This window comes from Chitinophaga deserti, assembly GCF_003149455.1.
GTDB lineage: Bacteria > Bacteroidota > Bacteroidia > Chitinophagales > Chitinophagaceae > Chitinophaga > Chitinophaga deserti.
In genome coordinates this window covers 1-15139 of sequence record NZ_QFFK01000013.1, presented here as the reverse complement: position 1 = coordinate 15139, position 15139 = coordinate 1, and the positions used below count along the sequence as shown (strand labels likewise).

The window sequence follows — 15139 nt, the reverse complement described above, 5'->3', positions numbered from 1 at the left end:
ATGGTTATGATGGACGATCTTATGATTCCATATTTTTTATATCTTTATCCTGAACAGGACCATATTCATTCATACATGGATTTTATTATGAAAAATAACCCACTGTGATCCGCAAGAAGGAAGGCTTCGAAGGGCAGCGTGCCATTGTACTGCCACGGAAGGTTATAGCCGGCCCCTGCACGGCCGACCCGCTCATTAACAGCCTGTATATCACCGATATCGGTTATTACCCGAAAGCACGCTACCATTTCCGGGAACGGAGCCATGGTACCGACCAGCATATCCTCATCTATTGCCGCGAAGGCCGCGGAACGGCCACTGTTGGCGGCAGGGAGTACCACCTGGGCCCGGAAGATTTTATCCTCATCCCCGCCGGGAGCCCTCACCACTATGCGTCTGACGATACCGATGCATGGACGATCTACTGGGTGCATTTTAAAGGTCCCCGTGCTGCGGATGCCGTTGCTTCCATGGAACGCCGCTTTGGAGGGTATCTGGGGCAGGTGAACTTCCAGCAGAAGCGGCTGGGCCTTTTTGAAGACATGTACGCCAGCCTCGAAAGGGGCTATGGGAGCGATAACCTCAGTTATGCCAATATGTGCTTCTGGCATTACCTGTCCAGCTTCCTGTTCGAAGAGCCCTTCAGTCTTTCCGAAAAACACGAAAGCCATGATGCGGTGGAACAATCGATCTCCCATATGCGGGATCACCTGGCGGCCTCGCTCACCCTGTCGGACCTGGCGGCCTCAGCCAACCTGTCCGCCAGCCATTATTCAGCCGTGTTCAGGAAGCGAACGGGGTATTCCCCGCTGGAGTATTTCCATCACCTGAAAGTACAGAAGGCCTGCCAGTACCTGCTGTTTACCGATATGCGGATCAAAGAGATCGCGTTTTCGGTAGGGGTGGAAGACCCGTATTACTTTTCCCGGATGTTCAGCAAACTCATGGGCGTATCGCCCCAGCAGTACCGTTTACGGCGGGGCGCCTGATTCCGGTTTTGCGGAACGGGGAAACGGCGTATATTGCCCGCCAATCTTTCTTATGATCATAGATACTTTAGCAAACGCAGATGTATACGCCGGACTGGGCGACCGCTTCCGGACTGCCTTCCAGTGGCTCCGTAACACCGACCTCACTATACTGGAAAAAGGAAAACATACCATCGAGGGCGACCGCATCTTTGCCATCGTTAATGAATACGATACCATCCCTGCAGAAGGCGAGCAAATGGAGTCGCACCGCAAGCATATAGATGTACAATACATCGTAGCGGGAGAGGAGCTGGTAGGGCACGATATGCTGAGGGAGCAAACTGTAAGCCGTCCGTACGACGATGCCGACGATTTTATGCTTTATGCCGACCGGCCATCTTTCTACACAAAGCTGTCTAAGGGCGATTTTGCGATCTTCTATCCAACAGACCTGCATATGCCCAACCTCATTTCCGGCAGATCCCTGAAAGTGCGGAAGATCGTTATTAAGATAGCGACGGATAAAAAATAAGTGGTAATTGATCAGGGGATAAGGTACTTTTAGCAAATTTTTTTCGCAGCATGGAAAAGAAACTATACCAGGCTATTGATAAAGCCCTCCTCAAATCGCTGCCCAACCCCAGCAAGGAAAAGTACGAGATGAAGATCAAAGTACCCGAGTTTACCTTCCTGGGTGTGCACGAGCAGCCCGACTTCGCAAAGCTGTACGTTACCTTCTATCCCAACGGCCGTATCATTGAGCTGAAATCATTGAAGCAGTATGTGTATCAGCTGCGCGACATCATTGTGTCGTACGAGCGGCTCATCAATATCATGTACGACCATATGAAAGAGGTGTACCATCCCGAAAGGCTCCGTATCACCCTTATCTGCAACCCGCGCGGCGGGATCAGCTCCAAACTGGTGATTGATTCCGACTGGAAAGACCGTGGCGGGGAAGATAAATACAAGGATTATCCGGAACGTGAGGAAGAGTGGGGTGTACTGATGTGAGTTATGCGATGATTTTACTATTTTGCGCCCGTATTCAATAAAATCATCATGTCGAAGAAAAGGATCACACTGGCCTGGCTGGGCGAGAAGGAATGGCTGGCAATGTTGCTTTGGTTCGGTTTGTCGTTGATAGTGGGGGTGAAGGAATTCGCCGTCAACAATTTCAACAACTACACCATTTTCAAGCACGTTTACATTCATACCGTTAACGGTCAGAACCTTTACGGGCCTTATCCCGAATACTTTGATGTGAACATGTACGGGCCGCTTTTCAGCGTGCTCATTGCGCCTTTCGCGCTCATGCCGGACTGGCTGGGCAGCGTACTCTGGATGCTCACAAACGCCACGGTACTCTTCTTTGCCATCCGGCAGCTGCCGCTGAACCGCATACAGCAGAACCTTATTCTGATCTTTGCAAGCCATGAACTCATGGCGGCCAGCAGCTATTACCAGTTTAACCCCATTATTGCCTCCTGTATCATCTTCGCCTATACGCTCATGCGGAAGGAGAAAGACTTCTGGGCCGCATTCTTCATTATGTTCGGCGCTTTCACGAAGTTATATGGTATCGTAGGACTGGCCTTCTTCTTCTTCTCCCGGCATAAACTCAAACTCATTGGCAGCCTTATATTGTGGGGTGTTGTGCTGTTTGTGTTGCCCATGGCTATTTCATCGCCCCGGTTTATTGTACAGTGTTATGAAGACTGGTACCATGCACTGATTTATAAGAACGATAAGAATGCCAAAATTGAACAGGGCATTGTGCTGCAGGATATTTCCGCGATGGGCTTCATCAAGCGTACGTTCCGGCTGCCGCATCTGTCTAATCTTTTTGTGATAGGGCCTGCGCTGGTGTTATTTGGTGCGCAGTACATCTGGCTGAAGTATAAGGATGATGTGCGGTACCAGCTGCTGATCCTTTGTTCTACTTTGATATTTACCGTATTATACAGCAGCAGTTCGGAGTCGCCCACTTATATCATCGCGTTCCCGGCGGCCTGTATCTGGTTCCTGCTGCAGCCGCGGAGTATGGCGGCTAACATCTTCTTTGTGTATCTGCTGATCGGTACCAGCTTCTCGCATTCCGACCTGGTAACATCGTGGGTGAAGAAGAACCTGGTGGTGCCGTATGCGGCGAAGGCGATGCCCAGTTTGCTGCTGTGGCTCCTGATCGTTTACCAGATCCTCACCCGGCGGTTCCTGCGCTGGCCACAGCCGGGCACGCAGTTTTCACATTAATTTCATAAAGGCATAACACGGAGGCAACATCCGGCAGTGATCTTGCAGTCAGATTCCAGAATGGTTCATCTGAACTGCCTGCCGCGTCCCGGAATCTAAGCTTTTTGCATTTGCCATAAAGCCACAACTGTTGCCCCCTTTATATCTTAGCATCATAAGCAGAAACGGTTCCTCCGATTACGGAGGAACCTGTTTTCGTTTAGAATCCTTACAATCTGGCCTGATTTTCGTATATTCAGTTGCAACAAAATCTGAATGTAATGGCTTTTTTAACTTCTGTCATCACATTTACCGGTAAAGTCGGTAATGTGATTGCTTACAAGCGGAACGGTAAGTTCTGTTTACGCTCTGCGCCGGAAACGGTCAGGCAAACGGCTAATACCCGCCGCGCCGCGCAATGGTTTGGGGCTGCCAGCCGAAAGGGCGCATTTATCCGCAGCGCTATGGCTCCCGATATCGACATACTGTGCGATAGCAGTGTCGTGAACCGCCTGAACAGTACCATTGTATCTGCCGGCAGAAATAACCACGCCGGAGTGAAAGGCTTCCGGTTTAACGTGCATGCCGGTATTGAGAAGTTCTTCCCGGAACTGCCTGTTCTTTCTCAGGATGGTAAACTCCATATCCCTGCTCAAAAGCTACAGGGCTTTGCAAACGCCGTGCGCATGGAAGTAAAACTCATCGCCACCCGGATCGACTTCGCCACCCGTACTGTAACAGGCATGGATGCGGACGTGCTGCACATCGACCTGGAGCAACCCTTCGAAGGGGCGGATATGACGGTAGATGTACCCGGCAAAGGCACATTGCTGATAACCCTGCAGGTAAGAACTTTCCTGAAAGACGGCCTGTCTTACGACCGGAAGCTCAATGCAGCAGATATCATTGCTGTTGTGGAAGATGTAAGGCCGGAAGCGGTTGTTACAAAATCGCGCCCCCGTAAGCAGCTGCTCAAACTGCCGCCGGAGCCTGCCCGCAAAACTGTACCCGCTAAAAACGGTCAGCCTCACGTACCGCGGGAATAGCCCCAGTGCCATTACAGGATATTTTGTTGCAAGTAATTCATTATCAAAACATACGGCCCCTTAAATTACACGGCAGGCAACTCCTCCGCCAGCCGGTTCTATGCGTTGCAGGCACGCTTTCTTCTCTTTATATGCCTGCTGTCAGATATATATCATCTACAGATCAGATACGCATCAACTCCGCATCAAGTCCACCTTTACTGTACGGTTACTGTATAGTTACCGGTAGTTTACCGGGGAGTTCCTGTATACTTCACTGCCTGTTAACCCCTCTGTAACTCCCCTTTACCCCCTGTTTAATTACCCTTTCACCCCCTTGTTACGGCCTTACAACAGCCGCGTAGCCCTTTGTTGGGAGCCTTGTTATTCTCTTGCCCGGGCCTAGCCACTTCTATTAGACCCGGATTTGACCCCGGTTAGACTTCTTCACGAGTGCCTGCCACAGCCTTTAGACGTTGTCAAAACCTTTCAACACCTAAATCGTTAAGTAAGGATAGAACGCTTATTCAGTCACCAAAACAACCATGCATATGAACCGGATAAACCATGCATTCCTGTGCATATCGGCTTTATTGTTAGTCCAGGGGGCAAGTGCCCAGAATGTTCCGAAGAAAATGTATCTCAAAGTAGCAGGCGGTTACTTCTTCAGTGTATCGCCCGGGCAGTTCCCGGATGTGGGACCATATCCGCCGAGGGATATCCGTAATACCGTAAATCCCGGCACCGGGGCGGTAACGGAAGTATTTGAACGGGTATTGACCGGCTCCTATGGAGAAGGGCTCCGCGGCGGTATTTCGGTGGGTTACAACATCAATAAGCATATTGCCATTGAAGGGACCTTCAACTATTTCCACAGCCAGGAAAACCTTATGACAAGAAACGTCAGTGTTTTCGAGGGACTGGGCAAAGACGCTGCCCGTGTGGAGTCTGACGGGCATGTGAATGCGGTGGATTTTGCGCCGGGCCTTGTGGTAAGCCCCGGTTACGAGAAGTTTAACCCGTATGTACGCTTCGGTTTTGTAGTGCCGTTGTGGGGTAGACTGATCATTGAAACGGAGGCGATGCGGATGAGCCGTCCGCAGGGAGTGCCACTGCCTGCAGGCACTATGGTACGCACGGATATCAGCCGTACGGAAGAGATTGAGCCCAATCCTACGCTGGGCTTCCAGGGGGCGATGGGGTTCAATTACAACGTATCCCGGAGGATAGACATCTTTGCGGAAGCAGAATACCGCAATGTGCCGGTGCGCAGTAAACGTAAAGAAGTGACCAGATACAGTGAAACCAATAATATTGTGAATGTGCAAACGGATGCGGTGATCAGTCAGTTGCCGGGGCGTACGATGAATGATTTAAGTACTGCTGAGCGGCAGACCACCTATGTGACGGTGCTGGATGAGAATTCTAATACGCCGGTGGGTGCAACGGGTGCTAAAACCAATTATAAGAACGATAACGCGCCTGCAAATGATTTGAAGAGTTATATCAACATTGGCGGTTTGGGGCTGAATGCGGGCATCAGGATCAGGTTTTAACATATAATTACCGGTGGTGGGTGGTATTTGCGCACCACCGGGTTTGTCTTACGGGGAATTTTTCCTATATTTGTCTAATGTCAGGATTTAACATACAGCCCGTTTCCCGCGCTGTCCGGTATGCCAAACCGGAAGCAGGGCTCTTGTATGCCTGTATCAGCACGGCTTTCCGTACGTTTTGCAAGAAGTTGTATTACTTCTCAAACTTTAAGGACTTTAATACGCTAACCCTGAACCGATAACAATTTCTCCGGGGTTCAGGGGTTTTTTACTGCTACTTATTTTCGATGCTTAAAGAATTGCGCAGATGCAAACTCGGGAAAGGGTTTCCATCGGCGGCATGATTTTGCTCGTTTCCGTTTTTGCCAACGCCCTGATTCTCCGGGCAGCTTTAACGGGTAATCCGAGCTGGTACCGGGCTTTGTATATATCCGTGCCATTGCTGCTGATAGCCATCATAGGAATGTTCCGGAAGCCCGGTGCGAAGTGAAAAACCGCGCCGGAAGAACATCAACACATTTATTATAACTAATTAAATCTTTTACAATGCAAAAGAAACAGCAACCTATTTTCAGGAAGGATGACTTTGATGTGATCCACGCCTGCCTGCAGGAAGGCGCGAGAGAGAGTGCTTTCGGCCCCGCAGTAGTGGAATCGCTGCTGGCGGATTTCAAAAAAGGCAAGCTGGTGAGCAAAGACGCATTCCCCGCAGACGTTGTGCGCCTCAACTCCCGCGTGATTGTCCAGGAACTGGACCGTCCGAAGGAGATGGAGATCACCGTCGTAATGCCAGAAGAAGCCGACATCAAACAACGCAAGATATCCGTTATGGCTCCCGTAGGAGTAGCCCTCATTGGTTTTGGCAAAGGCCAGGAAGTAATGTGGCAGGTACCCGGCGGGAAGAAAAAGTTTACGATCAAAGAAGTGTTTAACGAAAGAGACTGATAGCTCTAATTGGAAATTAAACAATAACGGGCACCTGTTTAGGTGCCCGTTTTATGTTCGTTATTTCCCATGAGTATTCTCCACGACTTAACATCCTAACTGCCCTTCCTCTATCTCCATTTATTTCATATTCAAAGACTACTTCCTGATAACAATTGTATCAATTTTCATAAATACAGCATGCTGATATTCAAAACGAAGATTGCAACCGTTTAACACTTTCAGCTCAAAGTAATTTCTATTACACACAAAGGGCTCATAGTCTGCTGTGGCCGTACTACGTATTGATACAGGCAGCAGGTAAAATTCTTTAAAGCGATAACATCCGGAGGTATCTTTACAATTGACCTTTTGCGCCTTAGACTTAAGGTCTCCTCTATTATTTAAATAGTCAATTCTGATACCGTTTTTTAAAGTGATAGATATATTACTATCCAGAACTGATTTGAGAGGAAGTTCATTTACCAGGAAGAAAAAGTCATGAAAACCCAGGTTCCTGATTTCAGACACGCCCTCTTTCCAGTCGTATTGGAAATTCTCATTCGATAAGAATAGCCATCCATTGTATTCCTTTTGCTCCGATATCGATAATTGAGCACTACTTTCCCCTCCGGCTAAAAGCATTAGTGCAGAATAAAGTATAAATTTCATACCTCGTTTAATCTGTTTATGAAAATCTGCAGGGATCTTTATTGATAGTTGTAGTTAGTCAAAAATAGAAATCCTTTCACCTGTTTTTTGATGATAGTATCAGATTGTGAAAAGCAATTAAAACATAAGAGAAATGATAATGTGGTAAGAGAAGTAATTTTCATTTTTCTGTTTAGTTTGTAATTTATCTGCAATTAGTCATGATAATGGTTAATGAGGAAATAAATGGCGGATACGTTAGCGCAGAACCTGCTGTATACCCTGGCTATTTTTATATTCTTCGGATGCGTAGTGCTGAATGCAGCAAGTAAAGCATACAGAATTATAGTAAAGGATATTATATAACTACTTATTGAATGTTTTTTCCTTTGTACAGTTTGCTGATCCGCTTGTGAAACATTGCCAGGAAAAGGGTTGTTCCTATCAGAATACTGTAGAACCCATGAATATGGATAAAACTATTACCAACGAGATATACAAACATTAAATAGTCTGCCAGTATGTAAATGCTAAAGAGTACAATTAAAGCAGATAAGCTATTCATCGTTAGCGAAAAGTAGAGCAACCATGAAAGTAAGATTAAGCTAAATGTTGGGACTAAATAGTATATACACAGATAGGAGAACCAGCCTTTCAGGTCGTTAATCGTTCCGTATTTTATTAAGGCACCATTATCCCAAATAACCATGAGTAGTAGATAAAGCAGGGTATACTTTAAGAAGATATAAAGGATAATTTTTCCAATTGGATTTCCTTTCATAGTTAAAGGGGGATTAATAGCAAAGAATAGAAAACACTTTACTTCGGTACTTTCCTTAAATTGATCTCCTTAGACTTCTCCCAAACGATCTTACCTGCCTGGCTGGCTGAGTAAAAGGCATCACAGTTCGCAGGGAAGGATGCATTCAGCATATAGTTTTCCCTGACCACATATTCCTTCCCGTTTAAGGTTAACATTATAACCGGATGCACTGCCTTTTGCAGTGCTTTGAGCTTTTTCCGGTTGGTTATCTTCAGATCTATTGCGTATTCATCTTCTTTCAGGAGTTTATAATCTGATTCGGTGATTTTAATTGGTTCTACAATTACTTTCGCTTCCATTACCTGGGGTATGGGGAGGGGAGTGCCTTCGGAGGCAGGGTTGCTGAAGGTGAGCATTGCTGCATGTACAAGGCTAATCAAACTGAATTGTATCATTGGAAGAGAGATTTAAGTTATTATTGAGATCGTATGGGATATTTTCCATGCCTTTTAATCAAGTAGTGAAAATCGTGCCACAGTTGATTAATTAAGATTTAGTATCCGGTATCTCAGGTATCTTGAAATTCAGAAAACGCATAATTGGTTTAATGTTCAGGATGATGAAGAGGAGGAGTAAACATAATCCCGCTGGTTGTATTTGAGGCAGCATGTTTCTGAAAGCAGATCAATACTATCCCGGGGGGTATGTTGTTTGTATATGGTCCGCCATTGCAGGTCATAGTAAAAAGGATTGGTGAATTCAATCCAGTCGCCCAGAGAATCGTATTGGGAATGTTTCCATTCATGATTACGGATGTAGTAACTGGTATTGTAATAAATCGTAAGGCCTAAAAGAACTCCCAGCGGGATAAAGAATTTGAGGTAGTTAAACCTGAAACGGCGCATGGTAATAGGTTTATGGGATAATGTCCTGATAAATATAAGGATATCTCCGGTTCGTATCAGTATTTAATGTTAAAGTAAACCTAAATCATGCGGCTGGGTGAGAGCCGGTTAATATAGACAGGAGTGGATTGTATATATTTATTGTAATTAATACTTATGAAAGTATCCCTTTCCCTTATCATCCTGACGATATCAATTGCTTGTAATGCACAAACAAGGTTTGATCATGGTACTATTTCCCATAAAACTGCCGAATTGATTTCTGCCATCGAAAAGGTAAATGTATTGAAGGGACCTGTAATAGGTGATGGGGGCGAGAGGCCCATGCAGTACGAAAATTTTGAATTACTGGAGAAAGCCGCCACTCAGAAAGAATTGATTACGCTAACAGATCACCCAAACCCCACAGTACGCTGCTACGCTTTCTGGGCTTTAAATAATCGCGGTGATGTGAAGCTGTTACCCATTGTACTCAAGCATTTCAATGATACCGCAATAGTTAAAATGCATTTTGGGTGCATTGGCAGTTATAATAAAGTAGGTGATTACTTTGTTGAATCTATAAGACCGGTATACAGGCGTGATGATACGCTAAGGCTGAAGCCGGAAGAGTATGCATATCTGGATAGTATGCTATTATTTACCCCCAATGAATTGTTTTCCATCAGAAGAGCCATTTTAACTGCCCCCATGAATGAGAAAACTTATAATCGGGTGAGGGAAGTCGTCGTGAATGAAAATAATCAGGACGCGTTGGAAAAGTTAGCCAGTTTCAAAAGGGTAGCCGATATTCCGCTTATCTTCAGTCATAAGAGGAAAAGAGATAATGGAAGTGAAGTTTGCCTGAACTATTACGCTATCAGCGAATTTCCACATCCCGATTTTCTACCTGAATTAAACAGCGCAGTTAAGTCAGCAGTGGGTAAAGACAGGCTGGCTTCCGAATGGAAGGGGCTTTACAATGCCATAGCCAGCTATAAAAATGATGCGTCCTTAAAGCTTCTGAAAATCCCATTCACGAAAAGCATGGATGAGGATATCCGGAAGTATCATATCAACTTTGTTTTTGACGCAGTCTCAACACATTATACGCCATACTATAATGACTTGCTATGGGATATCTGGGAGAACGAAAAGCGGATTTCTACTGCAATGTTTGAAAAGTTATATCCGGAGAACCCGGCAAGAGGCTTAAGTCTAATTAAGAAAACCCTCCGGAACTTAGATGACTTTTACTACCTGAGTACCGGAGGTTATGCTGGTTATGAAGCAGCATCAGTAGGACTGCTGCCAGTGATGATGGATACTTTACTGGCATATGACAGGCCTGCAGCATTGGACCTGATCAATAAAAACATCCGTACTGTGAATGTGCATTCATTCCTGGAGGTGGCAGACAAAGCCGGACAGATAAATGATACCTCCCTGGTAGAATCTTTTTTTGCCAGGCTGGAAACTGAGACTAATCCGCATATTTATTTAAAAACAGTGGAAGTATTAATCGCTATCGGTGATCCTTCAATCAATAAACGGATCAAAGAAGCCCCCGGTCGTAATCCAAATTTGAAGAAAGACTGGGGTGGTAAAGCGTTTGATAAATTGCTAAAGGAAAACAGTATAGATTGATACCGGTAGGCATATTAATGCTGCCAGCACCTCCCGCCACCTTTTACAACCCTTCTGCAGGCACCTCCTTTTTTAGTTCTGGCTCCGCATGTGGAGGAATAGTTGTTGCTGGATTCTGTTGGTTTGTAAATGGGTTTAACCGTCTGAATTGTTCTGTTACTTTCTAAGCTGGTTTTCCGTACACTCTTATTGACATCCCGATACATCCAGGTCATATCGTCGAACACTACGATGTACTCTCCGGTAGGTAGTTTGGCTTCTCCGATTTTCTTTTGGGCTAAAGCACTGGAAAAGGGGATGCTCCATGCAATCATCGTTAATACAACGCATAATTTGTAGGCTTTTTTCATAGCGGGGGTTTGCTTTTAAATTGTGGGTTTAGAATAGTTGCTCATTGTAGTGAGCAGTTAATAATGTATTAAATTGGAGTTATAGGGCGTATTTACTATGTATGAATATACGAAAGTGCCAGAACTTTTAACATAAAAAATGAACCTAAATAACCTCCGATTTTCGGAGATATTCTCGGTGAAAAAAATGCACTCAAAAACGTTTTGTATTTCTCTTTTCTCTACTTTCGATTTCACAAAAATATTAGCTAGATATAACCAGCTATTTCTTTAATTCTCTTAACAAGAACCTAGGAAATTCAATTCAAAGAGAGTTTTTAGAGAAAGGCTTGTACCTTACAGGTGCGGGCCCTTCTTGTCTCTTTGGGGTCTCCTAGGACCTTTGTTAAGCAAGTTGGGTTCCGCATCTTTTAAAAGATTGCGGCACTCAGCAGATACCTAAACTTTAACGCTTAAAAGTTTTATGTATGAAGAGACAAGCCGCAGCAGCAAGGCCCGCTCCCTCGGTCATAGATGACTTTATCGCAAGTTATCCCGCACCGCAGGAAGCACGCAAAATCCTTTGGGAATTGTTACTGGCCGCCATGGGAAGTGCCCATGCAGATATGTGGACCAGCGAAGTGCGCGCCAATATGTTATTCTTTACCGAACAGTGTGGCGATGTACTGGATGAAATGTACGCCCGGTATCAGTCGCAAATGAGTGTGTGATTGTTAATCCCAATAAGTTAACCTTAAAAATACCTGCACAGTTTGTGCCCGTTTGTTAGCCGGTTTCTCCCTGTAAATGTAAAAACCAATCCATATGGAACCGCAATCTATTGAATTGCCTTATTTCCACGTGTGCCCGGGATCCGTTATTGATCTGGGCTACCATCCCAGCCGCAGCAGTAAGGCTTTAGGCGGCAGGGTACTCGCAGCCGGACAGCTCTTCGAGTTTGCCAGAATGACGAAGATATCCTGGCTGGAGCTATGCCATGTATTGCAGATAGACGCACTGCTGCTGCCTGAGTATAAGCTTAACCTCTACTTAGACAGGCCGCTTCGCGAACGCTTCCTGGATATCCTCATCATTTACGGGAAAGGATATGCAGCAAGCGGGGATATACAGCTGTTTAACCGCTGGATGCGGACGGAGCGGGCCTACCTGGGGTATATTTCCCCGCTGGCTTTACTTACCAGTACAACTGGCCGGAGAATGGTGCGGCAATGGATCAGGCAGGAACGCTGGAAGATTGATCTGGATGGTGCGCCGGTAAGCTTTGCGGGAGAGGTGCAGGTGGCGCCATGAGGTGGGGGATGCCTGCGTTTCCTGTATAAGAAACAAAAGCCCGAAGGCAAAAGCCTCCGGGCATTGTTTCCGAGTATGAAACCCTTATGGGTTTATTTCTTCTGCAGCAATGTCAGCAACTGTTTCGCTGCTTCTTCGGAGGAAGCAGGGTTCTGGCCGGTAATGAGGTGCCCGTCTTTCAGGACGTAGCTGCCCCAGTCTGCGCCTTTGCTGTATTGTCCGCCGTTTTTCTTCAGTTCATCTTCCAGCAGGAAGGGGACCACTTTCGTCAGTTGCACACCTTCTTCTTCGGTGTTTGAAAAGCCGGTTACCTGCAGTCCTTTAACGAGGGGCTCGCCATTGGCTTTCTTCGTATGAAGCAGCACTGCCGGTGCATGGCACACAGCCGCAACGGGTTTGCCTGCGTTGTAGAACTGCTCAATGAGTGCAATGGAAGCTTTATTGGTGGTAAGGTCCCACAGGGGGCCGTGGCCGCCGGGGTAGAAAACTGCGTCATAATCTGCAGCGTTCACCTGATCCAGCTTTACTGTGGAAGCCAGTTTAGTTTGCAGGGCTTTATCAGCGAAGAAGCGTTTGGTGGCTTCAGTCTGGAAGTCGGGCAGTTCGCTCTTGGGATCAATGGGTGGTTGTCCGCCGAGGGGGGATGCGATGGTGATCTGTGCGCCGGCATCTGCCAGGGCGTAGTAGGGAGCTGCGAATTCTTCTACCCAGAAGCCGGTTTTTTCTCCGGTATTGCCGAGCTGGCTATGGGAGGTAAGTACAATGAGAATTTTGAGGACGTTCATACGATTGCTTTTTGCTTGTTCAATTGATTTTGTCGTTTTGACAGTACAAAATTAGAACAGGCAGGGAAGGCAAAAGTTGAGGTGCCGCACTAAAAAGATGTGATCCGGATCACAGTTCGCCCTGATAAAGTCTGCTGAGGCTTTCGCGGGGTGTGGTGAGGTACGATGTGTGGAGGGGGATTAAATTGGGCATTCGAAGGATACAGAGAGGTAAGATATGAGCAGGGGATTCCGGGGCACAGTTCACCCTGGTACTTCTGCTGAGGCTTCAGAGGGAAACATCGGGGGACGATGTGAGAAGGGGTTTCCGGTTCACAGTTCGCCCTGGTACTTCTGCTGAGGCTTCAGAGGGAAACATCGGGGGACGATGTGAGAAGGGGTTTATAGGTCACAGTTCGCCCTGATACAATCTGCTGAGGCTTTCGCGGGATACACCCAGGTACGATGCGAGTAGGGTTTTAGGTACCCGCTGCAACAACCGGGGCTGCAATTCCTGCAGGCGCTCGTAGCGTTCGCGGGGGTTCTTGAAGAGGAGGAGCAACACCCTTTGCTGAAGACCTACATATCCGGCGTTTTTCTTCTGGAGGAAGAAGTTAGAGAATGCATGGATTTCGCGGGTGAGTTTCTGGCGGTCTTCGTCGGAGAGAGTGAGTACTTCACTGTCTTCGATGCAATCGATGCTGAGTGTGGCCGGGGTATTGTTGTAAAGCGCCAGGTAGTCGGAGATCCACCAGTCTTCCATGGCAAACTGGAGGATGTGTTCCTTGCCGGATTCGTCGGTATAGGAAGCTTTCAGCAGTCCTTTTGCGACAAAGTAGTGGTATTTCACATGATCGCCTTCCTGTACGAGGAACTGGCGCTTTTTGAGCTTTTTAAGGGAGAAGTGAGACCAGATGCGTTCGAACTCGTCGTCTGTGAGGGAAACGAGTTGTGCAAAGTGCTGGCGGAGTTGGGTTTTGATGTCCATATCTAAGCCCAATTTAGTAAAAATTTCAGAGGTGGCGGGAGGGCAGTGTTTTAATTACCCAGAACTCGGGGTAGTTAAAATTACATACTTCTGCTCGGGTTAACTTGAATCCCGATAAGGGATTGGGCTAATAAAATGCATTTAAAGAAAGTATAATTCATTGTATTGATAACCTTAAAAGTAGAACTATGGTAAAGAAAAGAGTCATTAACGTAGACAGTATTTCAATTGCTGTAGTGGATCACAACCACAGCGATTACATTTCTATAACTGATATGGTGAAGGCAAAAGAAGGCAACTATTTTATTGAGAATTGGCTGAGGAACAGGAATACTGTAGAGTTTCTGGGTATTTGGGAAAGTATTAATAATCCCAATTTTAATTACGTTGAATACGACAGACTTAAAAGTCAGGCTGGTCTTAATTCGTTCAAGATCAGTGTGAAAGAATGGACGGGAAAAACTCGTGCGGTTGGCCTGATATCCAAAGCAGGACGCTACGGCGGTACATATGCGCATAAGGATATTGCCTTTGAATTTGGTTCGTGGATAAGTGCGGCTTTCAAACTGTATCTTATTAAAGAATTCCAACGTTTAAAGGAAGTTGAAAGCAACACCCATCAGCTGGAATGGAACTTCAGGAGAGCACTGGCAGCCACGAACAACTGTATTCATACAGACGCAATCAGGGAAAAGCTCATTCCATGGAGTGATATACATCAGAAACAAGATGTGTACATATATGGTGAAGAGGCAGACCTGATCAATCTGGCATTATTCGGCCTTACTGCGAAGCAATGGAAGGAGAAATATCCTGAAGAAGCAAAGCAACGAAAATCAATCAGGGATTGTGTTGATACTCACAGGCTGATTGTACTTTCCAATCTGGAGAATCTAAATGCATTTTTGATCAGGCAAGGGGTAGGGCGGAAGGAGCGGTTTGATTTGATGAGGGAGGCTGCCCTAAATTGTAATAGTTCCGATTTGCCCTGACAGTCGGGTTAAAATATTAGGCAGCTGGCGGTATATCGTCCAGCTGTTTTTCTTTGGCTAAAGGTAGTGTTTCTTCAAAAGTCTGTAAAGGTGTCCTCCCGA

18 protein-coding genes are annotated in these 15139 nt (G+C 46.1%); 12 read left to right on the top strand and 6 right to left on the bottom strand.

The window, feature by feature from the left end:
- The first annotated feature begins 104 nt into the window (after nt 1-104).
- The 8 genes from DEV76_RS23500 (at nt 105) to DEV76_RS23465 (ending at nt 6729) form a co-directional block, all read left to right on the top strand.
- On the top strand, nt 105-989 hold the full coding sequence (locus DEV76_RS23500) for an AraC family transcriptional regulator (protein ID WP_109700399.1): 885 nt from the start codon (nt 105-107) through the stop codon (nt 987-989).
- Between the two features lie 52 nt (nt 990-1041).
- Nucleotides 1042-1503 carry a YhcH/YjgK/YiaL family protein gene (locus DEV76_RS23495; RefSeq protein WP_109700398.1) on the top strand — a complete coding sequence of 154 codons (462 nt, stop codon included), beginning with the start codon at nt 1042-1044 and terminating at the stop codon, nt 1501-1503.
- 50 nt (nt 1504-1553) lie between these two features.
- Entirely contained in the window at nt 1554-1985 is a 432-nt protein-coding gene (locus tag DEV76_RS23490) for a preQ(1) synthase (protein ID WP_109700397.1), read from the top strand.
- A 48-nt stretch (nt 1986-2033) separates the two neighbouring features.
- Nucleotides 2034-3224 (top strand): glycosyltransferase family 87 protein, encoded by a 1191-nt coding sequence (locus tag DEV76_RS23485; RefSeq protein WP_109700396.1) that lies wholly within the window; start codon nt 2034-2036, stop codon nt 3222-3224.
- Between the two features lie 260 nt (nt 3225-3484).
- Nucleotides 3485-4249: a hypothetical protein gene (locus tag DEV76_RS23480; RefSeq protein WP_109700395.1), complete on the top strand. Its 765-nt coding sequence runs from the start codon at nt 3485-3487 to the stop codon at nt 4247-4249.
- A gap of 530 nt (nt 4250-4779) precedes the next feature.
- A complete protein-coding gene (locus DEV76_RS23475) occupies nt 4780-5784 on the top strand; it encodes an outer membrane beta-barrel protein (protein WP_157963074.1) in 1005 nt (334 codons plus the stop codon).
- Between the two features lie 307 nt (nt 5785-6091).
- Nucleotides 6092-6274: a hypothetical protein gene (locus DEV76_RS23470; RefSeq protein WP_109700393.1), complete on the top strand. Its 183-nt coding sequence runs from the start codon at nt 6092-6094 to the stop codon at nt 6272-6274.
- A 56-nt stretch (nt 6275-6330) separates the two neighbouring features.
- Entirely contained in the window at nt 6331-6729 is a 399-nt protein-coding gene (locus DEV76_RS23465) for a GreA/GreB family elongation factor (protein WP_109700392.1), read from the top strand.
- 138 nt (nt 6730-6867) lie between these two features.
- On the opposite strand, the gene DEV76_RS23460 is transcribed toward DEV76_RS23465, so the two are convergent.
- The 3 genes from DEV76_RS23460 to DEV76_RS23445 form a co-directional block, all read right to left on the bottom strand.
- A complete protein-coding gene (locus DEV76_RS23460; protein ID WP_109700391.1) occupies nt 6868-7380 on the bottom strand; it encodes a hypothetical protein in 513 nt (170 codons plus the stop codon).
- A gap of 798 nt (nt 7381-8178) precedes the next feature.
- Complete coding sequence (locus DEV76_RS23450; RefSeq protein WP_157963073.1) at nt 8179-8577, bottom strand: hypothetical protein; 399 nt, start codon at nt 8575-8577, stop codon at nt 8179-8181.
- Nucleotides 8578-8733: 156 nt separating this feature from the next.
- On the bottom strand, nt 8734-9027 hold the full coding sequence (locus tag DEV76_RS23445) for a hypothetical protein (protein WP_109700388.1): 294 nt from the start codon (nt 9025-9027) through the stop codon (nt 8734-8736).
- A gap of 156 nt (nt 9028-9183) precedes the next feature.
- On the opposite strand from DEV76_RS23445, the gene DEV76_RS23440 reads away from it, so the two are divergent.
- A complete protein-coding gene (locus DEV76_RS23440; protein ID WP_109700387.1) occupies nt 9184-10653 on the top strand; it encodes a hypothetical protein in 1470 nt (489 codons plus the stop codon).
- 14 nt (nt 10654-10667) lie between these two features.
- Here the strand turns inward: DEV76_RS23440 and DEV76_RS23435 are convergent, their stop codons facing one another.
- Entirely contained in the window at nt 10668-11003 is a 336-nt protein-coding gene (locus DEV76_RS23435) for a hypothetical protein (protein ID WP_109700386.1), read from the bottom strand.
- 467 nt (nt 11004-11470) lie between these two features.
- Between DEV76_RS23435 and DEV76_RS23430 the strand changes: the two genes are divergently transcribed.
- Both DEV76_RS23430 and DEV76_RS23425 read left to right on the top strand, forming a co-directional pair.
- Complete coding sequence (locus DEV76_RS23430; RefSeq protein WP_109700385.1) at nt 11471-11713, top strand: hypothetical protein; 243 nt, start codon at nt 11471-11473, stop codon at nt 11711-11713.
- 94 nt (nt 11714-11807) lie between these two features.
- Nucleotides 11808-12293, top strand: a complete 486-nt coding sequence (locus DEV76_RS23425) for an MbcA/ParS/Xre antitoxin family protein (protein WP_109700384.1) — start codon at nt 11808-11810, stop codon at nt 12291-12293.
- A 92-nt stretch (nt 12294-12385) separates the two neighbouring features.
- Here DEV76_RS23425 and DEV76_RS23420 read toward each other — a convergent pair whose 3' ends face one another.
- Both DEV76_RS23420 and DEV76_RS23415 read right to left on the bottom strand, forming a co-directional pair.
- Nucleotides 12386-13078 (bottom strand): type 1 glutamine amidotransferase domain-containing protein, encoded by a 693-nt coding sequence (locus DEV76_RS23420; protein ID WP_109700383.1) that lies wholly within the window; start codon nt 13076-13078, stop codon nt 12386-12388.
- A 388-nt stretch (nt 13079-13466) separates the two neighbouring features.
- Nucleotides 13467-14045: a Crp/Fnr family transcriptional regulator gene (locus tag DEV76_RS23415; protein WP_232827028.1), complete on the bottom strand. Its 579-nt coding sequence runs from the start codon at nt 14043-14045 to the stop codon at nt 13467-13469.
- Nucleotides 14046-14233: 188 nt separating this feature from the next.
- Between DEV76_RS23415 and DEV76_RS23410 the strand changes: the two genes are divergently transcribed.
- Nucleotides 14234-15037 (top strand): KilA-N domain-containing protein, encoded by an 804-nt coding sequence (locus DEV76_RS23410; protein WP_109700382.1) that lies wholly within the window; start codon nt 14234-14236, stop codon nt 15035-15037.
- Nucleotides 15038-15139 lie beyond the last annotated feature (102 nt).

What these genes read in the sequence shown, in the direction of transcription:
- DEV76_RS23445 (WP_109700388.1), bottom strand. Translation starts at nt 9,027, where the DNA reads ATGCGCCGTTTCAGGTTTAACTACCTCAAATTCTTTATCCCGCTGGGA.
- DEV76_RS23410 (WP_109700382.1), top strand. Translation starts at nt 14,234, where the DNA reads ATGGTAAAGAAAAGAGTCATTAACGTAGACAGTATTTCAATTGCTGTA.
- DEV76_RS23415 (WP_232827028.1), bottom strand. Translation starts at nt 14,045, where the DNA reads ATGGACATCAAAACCCAACTCCGCCAGCACTTTGCACAACTCGTTTCC.
- DEV76_RS23475 (WP_157963074.1), top strand. Translation starts at nt 4,780, where the DNA reads ATGAACCGGATAAACCATGCATTCCTGTGCATATCGGCTTTATTGTTA.
- DEV76_RS23495 (WP_109700398.1), top strand. Translation starts at nt 1,042, where the DNA reads ATGATCATAGATACTTTAGCAAACGCAGATGTATACGCCGGACTGGGC.
- DEV76_RS23470 (WP_109700393.1), top strand. Translation starts at nt 6,092, where the DNA reads ATGCAAACTCGGGAAAGGGTTTCCATCGGCGGCATGATTTTGCTCGTT.
- DEV76_RS23485 (WP_109700396.1), top strand. Translation starts at nt 2,034, where the DNA reads ATGTCGAAGAAAAGGATCACACTGGCCTGGCTGGGCGAGAAGGAATGG.
- DEV76_RS23425 (WP_109700384.1), top strand. Translation starts at nt 11,808, where the DNA reads ATGGAACCGCAATCTATTGAATTGCCTTATTTCCACGTGTGCCCGGGA.
- DEV76_RS23450 (WP_157963073.1), bottom strand. Translation starts at nt 8,577, where the DNA reads ATGATACAATTCAGTTTGATTAGCCTTGTACATGCAGCAATGCTCACC.
- DEV76_RS23440 (WP_109700387.1), top strand. Translation starts at nt 9,184, where the DNA reads ATGAAAGTATCCCTTTCCCTTATCATCCTGACGATATCAATTGCTTGT.
- DEV76_RS23465 (WP_109700392.1), top strand. Translation starts at nt 6,331, where the DNA reads ATGCAAAAGAAACAGCAACCTATTTTCAGGAAGGATGACTTTGATGTG.
- DEV76_RS23435 (WP_109700386.1), bottom strand. Translation starts at nt 11,003, where the DNA reads ATGAAAAAAGCCTACAAATTATGCGTTGTATTAACGATGATTGCATGG.
- DEV76_RS23420 (WP_109700383.1), bottom strand. Translation starts at nt 13,078, where the DNA reads ATGAACGTCCTCAAAATTCTCATTGTACTTACCTCCCATAGCCAGCTC.
- DEV76_RS23490 (WP_109700397.1), top strand. Translation starts at nt 1,554, where the DNA reads ATGGAAAAGAAACTATACCAGGCTATTGATAAAGCCCTCCTCAAATCG.
- DEV76_RS23480 (WP_109700395.1), top strand. Translation starts at nt 3,485, where the DNA reads ATGGCTTTTTTAACTTCTGTCATCACATTTACCGGTAAAGTCGGTAAT.
- DEV76_RS23460 (WP_109700391.1), bottom strand. Translation starts at nt 7,380, where the DNA reads ATGAAATTTATACTTTATTCTGCACTAATGCTTTTAGCCGGAGGGGAA.
- DEV76_RS23430 (WP_109700385.1), top strand. Translation starts at nt 11,471, where the DNA reads ATGAAGAGACAAGCCGCAGCAGCAAGGCCCGCTCCCTCGGTCATAGAT.